Source organism: uncultured Pontibacter sp., from assembly GCF_947502515.1.
Lineage (GTDB): Bacteria > Bacteroidota > Bacteroidia > Cytophagales > Hymenobacteraceae > Pontibacter.
Genome location: NZ_CANNAI010000004.1, coordinates 128754 through 142632, shown reverse-complemented (window position 1 = coordinate 142632; position 13879 = coordinate 128754). Strand labels below are relative to the sequence as shown.

Annotated in this window: 9 protein-coding genes; 8 read left to right on the top strand and 1 reads right to left on the bottom strand. The window is 50.8% G+C overall.

All coding sequences use genetic code 11. The annotated features are described in order from the left end of the window. Positions 1-147 precede the first annotated feature (147 nt). From Q1A54_RS11845 to Q1A54_RS11810, 8 genes are all read left to right on the top strand, one after another. On the top strand, positions 148-2538 hold the full coding sequence (locus Q1A54_RS11845) for an ABC transporter permease (protein ID WP_299988236.1): 2391 nt from the start codon (positions 148-150) through the stop codon (positions 2536-2538). 80 nt (positions 2539-2618) lie between these two features. After that, a complete protein-coding gene (locus Q1A54_RS11840; RefSeq protein WP_299988233.1) occupies positions 2619-5009 on the top strand; it encodes an ABC transporter permease in 2391 nt (796 codons plus the stop codon). Between the two features lie 116 nt (positions 5010-5125). Further along, positions 5126-6346 carry a hypothetical protein gene (locus tag Q1A54_RS11835; protein WP_299988230.1) on the top strand — a complete coding sequence of 407 codons (1221 nt, stop codon included), beginning with the start codon at positions 5126-5128 and terminating at the stop codon, positions 6344-6346. Between the two features lie 3 nt (positions 6347-6349). Then, positions 6350-6802 (top strand): DoxX family protein, encoded by a 453-nt coding sequence (locus Q1A54_RS11830; protein ID WP_299988227.1) that lies wholly within the window; start codon positions 6350-6352, stop codon positions 6800-6802. 24 nt (positions 6803-6826) lie between these two features. Then, complete coding sequence (locus Q1A54_RS11825; protein WP_299988224.1) at positions 6827-8698, top strand: peptidase M61; 1872 nt, start codon at positions 6827-6829, stop codon at positions 8696-8698. Positions 8699-8858: 160 nt separating this feature from the next. Further along, a complete protein-coding gene (locus Q1A54_RS11820; protein WP_299988221.1) occupies positions 8859-11174 on the top strand; it encodes a TonB-dependent receptor in 2316 nt (771 codons plus the stop codon). Further along, the gene (locus tag Q1A54_RS11815) at positions 11174-11989 is read left to right on the top strand and encodes a DUF4249 domain-containing protein (protein WP_299988218.1); all 816 of its coding nucleotides are present in this window, start codon (positions 11174-11176) and stop codon (positions 11987-11989) included. Before Q1A54_RS11820 ends, Q1A54_RS11815 begins: the two co-directional genes overlap by 1 nt. A gap of 8 nt (positions 11990-11997) precedes the next feature. Beyond that, a complete protein-coding gene (locus tag Q1A54_RS11810; protein WP_299988215.1) occupies positions 11998-12765 on the top strand; it encodes a CPBP family glutamic-type intramembrane protease in 768 nt (255 codons plus the stop codon). Between the two features lie 79 nt (positions 12766-12844). Here the strand turns inward: Q1A54_RS11810 and Q1A54_RS11805 are convergent, their stop codons facing one another. Continuing rightward, positions 12845-13660: a purine-nucleoside phosphorylase gene (locus tag Q1A54_RS11805; protein WP_299988213.1), complete on the bottom strand. Its 816-nt coding sequence runs from the start codon at positions 13658-13660 to the stop codon at positions 12845-12847. Between the last annotated feature and the right edge of the window lie 219 nt (positions 13661-13879).

The following is a 13879-nucleotide window of genomic DNA, read 5'->3' as shown; positions in this document are numbered from 1 at the left end:
TTCTGCCTCATGTGATGACAGCACATCTGCAAAAGCAGAGAGGTGCTTTGCATTAATGTGAGCGGTGGCCCCGGCAGTGTAACGGTACTGCAGGTATAGCCATGGAATATTGACCAAATGAAATGAGTGACTAAAGCAGTATAATCCATGCTCAAGAATTACCTTCTCATCTTCTGGCGCAACATGACACGAAACAAGGTGTATGCTACCATTAATATTATGGGTCTGGCCATCGGTATTGCCTCCTGCATCCTCATATACCTGTATGTGCAGCATGAACTCAGCTACGATAAGGCCTTCTCGAAGCATGACAGGATATACCGCGTTGTCAACGACCTGATTGTAGAGGATGAAGTTGAAAAAGCCTCTGTTACCCATGCGGCCCTAGCCCCTGCCCTGGCAGCAGACTTCCCCGAAGTGGAAGCTTCTACCCGCATGATCAACCGTGGCAAGCAGGTGCTTCGCTTAGATGAAAAAGCCATTACCATCGACTATACCTTTTGGGCAGACAGCAATTACTTTCAGCTCTTTGACTACAAAATGCTGGAGGGCGATCCTAAATCAGCCCTGATGGAGCCAAACACGATGGTGCTATCAAAAGATGTGGCGGCGAAGTTCTTTAACGACCCGCTGGATGCCATGTTCAGTACCCTCCGCATTGGCAGCCAATCTTATAAAGTGACAGGTATATTCGAGCCTGTGGACGCGGCCCATATGCGCCCCAACGTGCTTACCTCCTTCAGCACCATACCTGCAGAGGCTCGCAATAACATGCGCACTAACTGGGGCAACACAAATAGCTATACCTATGTGCTGCTTAGAAACACTGGCGATGCCTCGTCACTTCGGTCACAACTACCCGCTTTTGTGGAGCGGCGCATATCACCGGGGCGCCCCAACACGACAGAACGTGTGAAACTGCACCTGCAAGCGTTGCCAGACATCCACCTGAATACCGACTACCTGTGGGAGGCGTTTCCGGTTGGAAAAAAATCCTACATCTATATTTTCTCATTTGTTGGTCTGTTCATCCTCCTGATCGCCTCCATCAATTACATGAACCTGGCGACGGCACGTGCGACCAAACGGGCAAAAGAAGTAGGGCTACGCAAGGTGGTAGGAGCTAATCGCTATCAACTCATCGCCCAGTTCCTGAGCGAGTCAGTGCTGCTCACACTGCTGGCAGTGCTACTGGCCCTGGTAATGGTCGAACTGATGCTGCCCACCTTCAATGCACTGGCTGACAAAAACATACCCGGCACTTATTTCCTTGATCTTTCCTTTGCGCTGACGCTACTCGGCATTGGCCTTTTCATCGGCTTGATTGCAGGTAGTTATCCGGCACTCGTGCTGTCACACTTCAAGCCGGTTGATATCCTGAAAACAGGCAAAATGCCAACAGGCAGTGGAGCCTTTTTACGAAAGGGGCTTGTGGTTCTGCAATTCACCATTTCGCTGGTACTGATCATCGGCACGGTGGTCGTGTACAGCCAGATGCATTACCTCAAGACGCAGGACCTTGGCTTTAATAAGGAACAAGTGCTGGTGGTGGACATTCCCAGCGGCGATACAACGCTCGTCAACAAAATGCCTGTCGTGAAGTCCGAATTGCTCAAGCACCCGAATATTACCAGCGCGACTACCAGCGCCATGATACCGGGAGCGAGCACAGGCGTTATCATTTTCAATGTGGAGCGTGACAACCAGATGGTAGAGAAAACTTTTAATACTATCTGGGTAGATTATGAGTTCTTCGACCTGATGGCTATACCTGTGGTAGCAGGCAGAAACTTCTCAAAAGACATGAGCACGGACCTGCAGTACGGTATCATGGTGAATGAAGCGGCCGCCAAAGTGATGGGCTGGACTGACCCCGTTGGCAAACGCATTGGTGGCTCCGATACCACCCGGGCCAAGGTAATCGGGGTAGTGAAAGACTTTAACTATACCTCGCTGCACAGCCAGATAGAGCCGCTTGTGATCATGCTCGCCCCGCAGAACAATGGTTACCTGATGGCACGCATTACCCCTGAAAACATGGAGGCTACCCTCGCGCATGTGGAGAGCGTTTGGCAGCGCCTCGCTCCTACTCACCCGATGGACTACTTCTTTCTGGATAACAGCTTCAACGAGCAGTACCGCGCGGAAGAAAAAATGCTGACCATTTTCGGCTATTTTACATTCCTCACCATCATCATCGCCTGCATGGGCTTGTTTGGGCTGGCCTCCTTTACAACAGAACAGCGCACCAAGGAGATTGGAATACGCAAGGTGCTCGGCAGTTCGATCTCAGGTATAGTGGTGCTATTAACCAAAGACTTTGCCGTGCTGGTGTGCCTCGCCGTTCTGATTGCGAGCCCACTCGCCTGGTATGGCATGCAACAGTGGCTGCAGGACTTCGCTTACCGCACGCCGATCAGCATCTGGGTATTCTTAATCTCGGGACTGTTGGCCTTGCTGATTGCTATCCTGACCGTCAGCTTTAAAGCCACACGAGCCGCGCTGGAGGACCCGGTGCAGGCGCTGCGCATGGAGTAATCAATACAAAGTATGCAAATGCGCTGACCATGACTTGTCAGGCGCAATAGGTATAAACAGTACATCCTTAACCCCTTCGTATGACCAAGAATTACTGGCTTACTTCCTGGCGCAACATAACACGAAACAGGGCACATGCTGCCATCAATATTATTGGTTTGGCTGTAGGTATAGCTTCCTGCATACTCATCTACTTATTTCTGCAACATGAGCTGAGTTACGATCAGAGTTTTAGTGATGCTGACAGGCTGTATAGAGTTACGAGCGATATGAGCCTAAACGGACAGGCTAAGAAAACCGCACTCAGCCACGGCCCGATGGCTCAAACCCTGACCGAAGAGTATCCGGAGGTAGAGCAGGCAACATTTCTCCTGCAAATGGGCCAGAACTCGCTCCGCTCAAATGAAAATGCCCTCACCGTAGGCATTTCCTACGCTGACAGTAATTTTTTCAAAGTCCTGCCTTTTCCCTTTGTAGCTGGTGATCCCGCCTCTGCCTTGCAAAACCCATTTTCAGTAGTCCTGACCGAAGCGTTGGCCCGAAAGTATTTTGGCAGTGCCGACTCTGCACTAGGCAAACCACTTACTTATATCGCCAGAACTTTCCTGGTGACGGGGGTAATCTCACATCCACAGCCGTCGCACTTACAGATCGATGCTGTCTTGCCATTGCACTATGATACCAACACAGAATACATGTTGAACCAGTGGCAGATGGTAGGTGGCTATACCTATCTGAAACTATTTAAAGCTGAGCAGGCGGGTGCGTTGATGTCAAAATTGCCGGAACTGTATAACCGGAAAGCAAAGCCAAACCAACAGATGGATGGTATTGCTGTTACCGGGTACAGCATTCAACCTATTACAGACGCTTACCTGGATAAAGACCTGGAGTATCCGGTTGGAGAAGTAGGCAATATTACCTACATCTATATTTTCGGAGTCATAGCAGTGTTTATCCTGCTCATCGCAGCTATCAATTACATTAATCTGGCCACAGCACGATCTGCCAAACGCTCTAAGGAAGTGGGCTTACGCAAAACAATCGGAGCCAGCCGCAGTCAGCTGGTCAAGCAGTTTTTAGCTGAGTCCTTCATGCTTACTCTCATTGCTGTTGTAGTAGCGCTCGCCATAGTAGAGTTAATACTCCCCTTGTTCAACAGCCTAACCGAAAGAAATATTGACACCATCTTTATTCTGAAGCCCGAAGTAGGTCTGTTCATACTCGGCATTGTCATTTTTGTAGGCTTTATGGCAGGTGGATATCCGGCCTTATACCTGTCAGGCTATAAGCCGGTTGAAGCCCTAAAAGCAAATGCTACCCCCAATAGCGGCAACGCCAGGCTTCGCAAAGCCTTGGTCGTGCTGCAGTTTACCATATCCCTTATCCTGATTATAGGCACTGTAGTAGTATTTAACCAGATGCAGCATTTGAAAGATGTGAATCTTGGCTTCCAGAAAGAGCAGGTCATTTCTGTTAAAATACCATCTATCGGCTGGGTGAAGCAGAAGGAAAAGCTGGCGCTCCTCAAAAAGGAAATGCTTGAGTTACCACAAATTGCCTATACCTCCAGTGCCCAGCAACTGCCAGGCGAAGATGCCCTCACTTCTGACTTTCAGGTAGAGATTAATCACAAGATGGTCACGCGGACGATCAACCATATTGGCGTGGATTACTCCTACATAGATCTGATGGGCATAAAGCTAGCCGAAGGACGCGGCTATTCACGCGAAATTCGCACCGATGAAACCCATAGCTACCTTATAAATGAAGCTGCCGCCAGAGAGTTTGGCTGGACAGATGCATTGGATAAACGCATTAAGCTCCCGGACGATACGCTCACAAGCAAAGTGATCGGCGTGGTAAAAGACTTCAACTATAAATCACTGCATAGCAAGATTGAGCCACTCATTATCCGATTGGAGCCGCACTTCGGGAGGTTGCTGACGCGTGTAAACGCTGAGGCTAACCTTTCTGCCACCTTAGCGGATATGGATAAGGTATGGAAAAAACACTTCCCCGAATTTCCGATGGATTACCAGTTTCTGGACGAGAGCTTTCAGCAGCAGTACCGTGCGGAAGAGAAAATGCTGGTCATCTTTACATATTTCACCATCCTGACTATTGTCATTGCCTGTTTAGGTTTGTTTGGGTTGTCAGCCTACATGGCCGAGCAACGCACCAAGGAAATAGGTATCAGGATCGTGCTCGGGTCATCAGTTTCAGAAATTGTGCTACTGCTCTCCAGAAGCTTTGCGCTACTGGTTCTTATTGCCATAATAGTGGCTATACCTATTGCCTGGTATAGTATGGATAAGTGGTTGCAAAACTTTGCGTACCGCATCGAGATTAGCTGGTGGGTATTTGTGACAACTGGATTAGCCGCTATGACTATAGCATTAGCCACAGTCAGCTATCAGGCCATGAAGGCAGCACTGGCAGACCCTATAAAGGCACTGCGCACGGAGTAATATAATTGAGTTTGTGTTTGTATTGTTAATTAAAGGTGAATTCAGCGGGTTGTCAAAAAAAGATACCCGCTGAAGCATCCTTTACCCAACAAAATGCATCATTAAAAATAAAAACTATGACAAAGCCATCTACTATCTTTTTTGCTTCACTTGCCGCTGGCGTCCTGAGCATGCTTGACCTGCGCCCTGCCGCCTCTACTAGTCTGCGCCTTATTACCGGTGTGGAAGTCATGCAGCAGGATACCGTGAAGGCAAAGAAGAAAAACAACAATGTCCGGATACAGGTAGGTGGCAAAGACGGTAAGAACGGGGAGCAGGTATACATTAACACAGATAACAACAAGCGGGAAGAACTGAAACGCCAGGGAACTGTCACCCTCACTGATGACCTGAAAGATATTAAAAGTATCTCTCCAAACGGCTACATCAAGTACATGCGTTCTGTTAATGATGATACGAAGCGACTTGAGATCACGAGCGATGCAAACGGTAACCTGACCCGCACTTACACAGAGAATGGGAAAAAGGTGGCTTATGAGCCAGCTGGCAGAGAGTGGCTGCAGCAGGTGATGCCGGACCTGATGGCCAACACCGGCATAGGTATAGCCGAGTTAGTAAAAGACCTTTACGGTAAAGCAGGTGCGAAAGGAGTACTTGCTGAGGCTGAGAAAGCAGGCAGTGAACATGCAAAGATGCGCTTTGTGCATCACCTGTACCAGCAGCCCGACCTGAAGCCTGCTGAACTGAAGCAGTCGTTGCAGTTTGTGGACAAGCACGTATCTTCCGACTATGAGCGCCGAAAAGCTTTGGGTACGGTAACCGCTGCACATCTAAAAAACAAGGATGTGGTGAGCAGCTACCTACAGGTGAGTGACAAGATCAATTCTGACTACGAGCGTCGCAAGGCATTGCTTTATTTGCTGGAGACGCCGGATATGGGCAAAGAGAGCATGGCCATGGCGCTGGAGCAGACTGGCAAAATATCCTCTGACTACGAAAAAGCCAAAGTACTGCAGCAACTGACCAAACAGGCTGATTTTATCCAGCACAACTACAAACCGACCTTTTCCATCATTGATAAATTTTCATCAGACTACGAGAAGGCAAAAATCATCAACGCTGTTGTAAAGAACCATAAACTGTCACAGGCCCAGTATAAAGAGCTCCTACCGGTCGTAAGCCGCATAAGCTCCGACTATGAAAAGGGCAAAGTGCTCCGCAACATTGCGAGTGCTATACCTGCCGATAATAAAGATCTGCGTGCGGAAGTGGAGAAAGCAGCCAATACTATTGGCTCTGATTATGAGAAAAACAAAGTCATCAGTGCTCTCAGGTAACCTATGACAAGGAACGCCTTCGCTTTTTTTCGTCGTCATAAAGCCTACGGGGTGGTGTTCCTGCGTTTTGCCATGGGCATTTTTCTGATCTATGGCGTACAGGACAATGTGTTTAGTTGGGAGCGCATGCTCGAGTTCCGGGATTTTCTGCAGGCGCATGGGGTACCCTACCCGCTGGTGGCCGCACATCTTTCGGTCTATACCCAATTTCTGATTGGCCTGATGCTCCTGCTAGGCTGGGGAGTCCGGATAGCGGGCCTGTTGCTTATCATCAATTTCACGGCAGCCATTTTCATCGTACATATCGGGCAGTCGTTTCCGCAATACTATCCGGCAGCTGAGCTTATTTTCGCAGGGTTCTTTTACCTGTTCAACGGTGCCGGTCCCCTTTCTGTCGATTCTTTTTTAGAGAAAAGGCAAGTACAAACCCAAAAGCAGCCCGTGACCGTTAACTAGGTTGTTAACTCACGTCCGCACTACATGAAATTAACCAAAACGATCCTGCTCCTGCTGCTCAGCCTTCATTTCGGATGCTCCTCGGTTGCTACACAGTCGAGTTCAGAACCTCGCTATGCCGTCACGATCGACCTGACCCAGGTGAAAGGTGATAGGGTACCGGTAAGCCTGCGCCCACCGGCTATCAAGCAAGGCGAAGCAATCTACAACATGCCCAAGATTGTGCCCGGCACCTACTCCGTATCTGACTTTGGCAAGTTCGTGTCAGAGTTTCAGGCGCTGGACAAGCAGGGCAAGCCGCTGCCTGTGGAGCGGATCGATACTAACCGCTGGCGCATCACACAGGCTCAGAACCTGGACAGAATCACCTATTGGGTAGACGATACATTTGATGCCGAAAGACGGCAGGATGTGGTGTTTGAACCGGGCGGCACCAACATCGAGGAAGGCAAAAACTTTCTGCTCAATCCGTTTGGCTTCGTAGGTTATTTCGACGGACTAAAGCAGGTACCTTACGAGCTCACGGTTACCAAACCCGCCGGTTTTTATGGCTCCACGGCACTGCAGGCTACGTCCAGCACAGCCACTGCCGACACCTATACCGTAACCAATTATGTGGAGTTGGCCGACTCGCCGCTGATGTATAACCAACCTGACACGACTGTACTGAATTTGGGTGGGACTGACGTGCTGGTGTCTGTATATTCCCCTACCGGCCGGGTGACATCCAAACCTATCGCTGACAACATCCGCGATATTCTGGAAGCACAGCGTAGCTACCTCGGCGGCACCTTGCCGGTGGATAAGTATGCTTTTTTGATCTATGTGCCGGAGCGACCAGGCAAGTCGGGTTCTTATGGGGCACTGGAGCACTCCAATTCTTCCGTTTACTATCTGCCTGAGATGCCGGAGGAGCGTTTCAACAGCACCATGCGCGACGTGGCGGCCCACGAGTTTTTTCATATCGTGACGCCTCTTTCCATTCAGTCTGAGGAAATACATGACTTTGACTTCATCAACCCCCGCATGTCGAAGCACTTGTGGTTGTATGAGGGCGTAACAGAATACTTTGCTTCGCATGTGCAGGTGCACGAAAACCTGGTCTCAGTAGACGAGTTCATGCAGAAGATCCGGGAGTATATTTTCAACTCCATGGCTTTTAACGATACACTGCCTTTCACGGAGATGAGTGCCAAAGTGCTGGACCAGCACGAAAACCAGTATGGCAATGTCTACCAAAAGGGAGCTCTGATCGGGATGGCGCTGGATATACAGCTGCGCGACCTGTCAGATGGCAAGTACGGACTGGTAGACCTGATGCAGGACCTGGCCAAAACCTACGGCAAAGGCCGTCCTTTCAAAGACGACGAGCTGTTTGACAAGATAGCCGAACTCACTTACCCGGAGATCCGCACCTTCTTCGCCCGCTATGTGGAAGGCAGTGAGCGCCTGCCCCTGGAGGAACTGCTCAACAAGGTAGGAGTTAAATACGAGCCTGTTTCGGTGCAGCTGGTCAATTCCTACGGAGGCTTTGTGCCAGGCTATGACCGCGAAGCCGACAAGATCACGGTGGCTGAGGCGGATGACATGGACGAGTTCGGAAAGCAAATGGGCTTTAAGGAAGGCGACCAACTGCTGGCTTTCAACGGTAGAGAGATCACGCCCATGAACATCCGAGACATCATAGGCGAAGAACTGCAACAGGCCGAGCCGGGCAGCAAAATAGAGATCACCGTAGGACGCAAAGACGCTAAGGGCAATGTGAAACCAAAAAAACTCACCGGAAAAGTAACCGCTGTCAAACGGGAAGTGCTTCACCTGCTAGAGCCGGTTGCCTCTCCATCGGAGCGACAGCTTCGCCTGCGTGCCTCCTGGCTAAACGATACCATGCCTTAAGAATCCCTCCCTTAAAAGGAACATTTTGAGAATCGCGCTGTTTCATTAAAAAATTCTACTTAAGACGGCCTGATAAGGGTCGTTTTTCTGGGGCGGATCAGGTTATTTGTATGTACCTTTGTGCCTGATTCTCAAAGCCCCCGGTTTTAATTTTAGTTAGATGCGCTTACCAGCTTTCGCTGTATACATTATTTGTCTACTCAGTTTCCTTGCCCCTGATGCATTTGCGCAGAGCACCTACACCATCAGTGGCTACGTTCGGGGCACCGGCAGCGAAGACGCCCTGATAGGGGCTACTGTATCGGTTCCCGAGCTTCGTATCGGTGCTGCAACGGATGCCCGTGGGTTCTATACCTTGCAACTACCCGAAGGCAGCCATACCTTACAGGCCACTTACATCGGCTACGAAACTGCTACCCGTACCATCGAGGTTACTGACCGGGACCTAACTATCAACTTTGCCTTGTTGCCAGCTAACAGCCAGTTGCGTGAAGTTGTGATCGAAGCTAATTCGCTCCAGCAGAAACTCAATGCCAACCAGATGAGCGTTGAGACGCTGACCACCAGAGAGGCGAAACTCCTGCCGGCCATTTTCGGCGAAGTTGACCTCATCAAGGCGCTGCAACTGAAGCCGGGTGTGCAATCGGGCGGCGAAGGAGCCTCGGGCCTGTATGTGCGCGGGGGTGGTCCTGACCAAAACCTGGTGCTGCTCGACGACGCCGTGGTCTACAATGCCTCCCACCTGTTCGGCTTCTTCTCCGTGTTCAACCCGGATGCGGTTGAAAGTGTAGAACTCTACAAAGGAGGTTTCCCGGCGCAGTTTGGCGGCAGACTGTCGTCTGTGGTGGATGTAAAGATGCGGGAAGGCAACAAGGAGCGCATTGGCGTAACGGGCGGCATTGGCCTGATTGCTTCGCGCCTGACCGTAGACGGGCCTCTTGTGAAAGACAAATCCTCTTTTGTTCTGTCCGGTCGGCGCACCTATTTTGATGTATTCACACGCCAGATCAACCGCATACAGGAAGGCAAAGAGGACTACAATCCTATACCTGACTACTACTTTTATGACCTGAATGGCAAGGCAAACTACAAGCTTGGTGAGAAAGACGAACTGTTTCTGAGTGGCTATTTTGGTCGTGATTTCTTCGGGTTTAACGACGCGGACTTTCAGTTTGGCTTCGATTGGGGGAATAAGGTAGGCGCTTTGCGCTGGCAGCATAAGTTCAACCCGCGCTTTCAGGTAAACACGACACTTTCGGGTAGCAGTTACCAGTACAATGTCACCAACAAAATCGACGTGTTCAGCTTCAACCTGACCTCCGATATCCGTGATATTGCTCTTAAAACAGACTTCAGCCTGATCCTGGACAAAGGCCATACCTTGCAGTTCGGTGCTATGGCCACCCGGCACAACTTCACGATCGGCCGCCTCAATTTCGATTCAGACGATGACCGCATCAGCTTTGGGGCAGGCAATGACTACGAAGCCACGGAAGCCGCTGCTTATATAGCAGATGACTTCCAGGTAAGCAGCCAGCTTTCGCTTAACTACGGCCTTCGTATGTCGGCTTTCACTAGCGGTGGCAAAACCTACGGTGCTTTCGAGCCGCGGGCTTCTGCCAGGTATAGCCTCAGCGAGAACACCTCTCTGAAAGCCAGCTATGCCAGCATGATGCAGTACATCCACCTGGTAGCCAACTCAGGTGCTTCATTGCCAACCGACATCTGGTATCCATCCAATGACTACGTGAAGCCGCAACGCTCCCAACAAGTGGCCGCAGGTATAAGCCACCTCTTTGGCGGAGGCCGCTACATGGTCACCAACGAACTCTACTACAAGTGGATGCACCGCCAGATCGATTTCCGCGATGGGGCCAATCTCTTTGTGAATGACAACCTGGAAGGGGAGTTTCTGTTTGGCAAGGGCGAGAGCTACGGCAATGAGGTATACCTCGAAAAGATAAAAGGACGCACCACCGGCTGGGTAGGCTATACCTTGTCGTGGAGCTACCGCCAGTTCGACGACATTAACGGAGGCCGCCGCTTCCCGACCCGCTACGACCGCCGCCATGACCTGAGTGTGGTGGTGCTGCACGAGTTAAGCAAGCGCATCAACCTGACCGGTGCTTTTGTGTATGGCACCGGCAACGCCTATTCGCTGCCCGTGGCCCGCTTCGCCTTTCAGGATGTGCAAGGCAAAAGTGCTACCGTGGTGCCTGTATACAGCGACCGCAACAGCTTCCGCCTGGATGCTTTCCACCGGCTGGACCTGGGTCTGGTGCTTAAGCTTAAGCCCAAACGTGGCGAGGCCGACCTGACCTTCAATGCCTACAACGCTTATAACCGCCGCAACCCATACTTTGTGTATTTCGAGCAGGTAAAGGACGAAGATGACAACGAAACGCTCGGCTTCCGGGCCAAGCAGGTGTCGCTCTTCCCGGTTATACCTTCTGTTACCTATAATTTCAAGTTCTGATGAAGACCAGACGAGCGATCTATACCTTGCTGTTGCCCCTACTCTTTTTGCTCCTATCCTGTGACATGGAGCAGGAAGTGGAGATTAAGTTACCCCCTTACGAATCACAGCTCGTGGTTGAATGCTACCTGGAGCCCGGCAAGCCCCTTCGGGCCGTTGTGCTGGAGAGTGTGAGTTACTTCAACGAACCCGAATTGCCCCTTGTGCCAGATGCGGAAGTGTTCATCACCCACCAGGGCAGAACGATCAAACTGCCTTTCAGCCCCATTCAAAACAAGGCGACGGGCAAATACTATACTCATCGCAAAAACGAGAAACTCAACCTGCAACCCGGCGATGTGCTCACGCTGGAGGTCAAAGATAAGAAAGGTCGTCACGTGACCGGTACTACCACCATCATGGGACAGGTTCCGATTGAGGCTGTGGAGTGGAAGTTCAATGAAAGCAACAAGGCCTACCTGCTCACTTCTTACCAGGACAACCCGGATGCCGCGAACTATTACCGCTACATGGTGCACCGCGACAGCCTGTCCAACTCCTCCCAGCGGGATTTCGTATCCAGTGACCAGCTTACCAATGGCCAGCGTGTGTCCTACGGGTCGGGCTATGATTACGAAGAGGGCGATACACTGATCGTGTCGCTGTTTCACATCGAGAAGCAGTACTACGACTTCCTAAGCTCTATTTCGGATGCACGCAGGGCCAACGGAAACCCATTTGCCCAGCCTTCGCGCATTGTGTCTTCCGTGAAGGGAGGCATCGGCATCTTCACAAACCTCTCCTATAACCGCAAAACGGTCGTAATTGAGAAGTAAAATAAACGATGGAAGCACCTTTACCTCCTGACCGGGTTAGAGAGAACCCAAGCCCTCGCCCAAAAGAAACCGCACTGGCCTTCTGGCGTTTTCTGAAAGCTCCTAAACAGCTGGAGGCGCTGCATCAAAAGCCTGAGGAGGTATGGAGGCCACTGCTGCAACTGTTCTTACTCAAGCTCATCCTGAGCCTGGGTATAGCAGCCATCATATTCGGCCTGATCAAGCTGATGGGTTACAACCCATTCGCCAATCATCGCCTAGGCCGTTTCCTGGAGGAAAACAACCCGCTGCTGGTGCTATTGGCTGTAGCCGTGATCGGTCCTGCGATAGAGGAATTCTTCTTCCGTGCCCCCTTGCGCTATACCCGCATGCGGCTGTTTGTCGCTTTCCTGACCATCATTTTTTTTATACTCCCTACCCTGCTTGAGATGCTGCAGATCAGCACACTCCTGAGCGCCCTGATCTGGCTTGTGACTCTGATGCTGGCTATTTGGGTAGTACTTTCGGATATGCGTGCCTGGTATTTGAGGCGCCTCTGGGAAAAGCGTTTCCCAACGGTGTTTTATACCTTCACAATCGTATTTGGCCTGGTGCACCTGGCCAACTATGAAAACCTGCACCTACCCATCGCCCTTATACCTTTACTGGTGGTGCCGCAGTTTATTGGTGCCTTGTTCTGGGGTTATATCCGCCTTCGCTTCAGCCTGACCTGGGCTATCGTGTCACACGGCTTGTTTAACGCAGCGCTGCTAGCCCTCGCCTACCTGACCATGTAAAATACTGCAAACAAGCAGGGGCAGCCATCTGGCCACCCCTGCTTGTTCTTTTATGTGCTGTCGCACCTGTGCTCGGCTATTACTGCTGACGCACCAGTTCTTTGATCAGCATGGTCATGCGTGGCTCAGCTATCGCGGCTGCTTCCAGAATATCCGCCAGGATCACTTTCTTGATGCGATCCGGTGTGCCCATGTCCGTGATTACCGAAATACCGAAGATCTTCATGCCCATGTGGCGGGCGGCAATGGCCTCCGGCACGGTGGACATACCTACGGCATCAGCCCCGATGCGGGCGATATAGCTGTACTCTGCCAGTGTTTCCAGCATTGGTCCAGGCACGCTGGCATAAACACCTTCTTGCAGCTTGAAACCGGCATCCTCAGCAATCACCATCGCCTGGCGCACCATGCTTTCGTCGTACACTTCGCTCATATCCGGGAAGCGAGGCCCCAGTTCGTCCAGGTTCGGACCAATCAGTGGGTTGGATGGCTGCAGGTTGATATGGTCGGTGATCACCATTAGGTCGGATGTATTGAAGGCAGGATTCAAACCGCCACTGGCATTGGAAATGAAAAGCTTCTGTACGCCCAGCAGCTTCATCACACGCACCGGGTGCACTACCTGGTTCATGGTATAGCCTTCGTAGTAATGGAAGCGCCCCTGCATCACGATCACACGACGGCCAGCCAGCTTACCGAAAGCCAGTCGTCCGGAGTGGCTCTCTACTGTAGAAACCGGAAAGTGCGGGATGTCGGCGTAGTTGAGGCTATATTCAATTTCAATTTCTCTGATCAAGGCGCCCAAGCCCGTACCCAGGATAATGCCAAACTCAGGTTGAAAGTTGCCCGTGTGGTCCTGTATGTAAGAAGCGGACTCTCGTAATTGCTGCATCATATCGTTCATCGTTTTATGTTCTGTCTGTTAAGGTTCGCGAAATAGGTTATTTAATTTGAGAGAATAAATGACTTATATCATGTGTTCTTTCAAAGCTCATACCTTCTTCTTTTCCGCAATTTGCAAAAAATGGCTTGGACCTGAAACAAAAAGCCCACTGGTTTGCACCAGCGGGCTTTAGGGTACTTCACCAGCAGCAGGTTAGATCCTGCCAGTGCT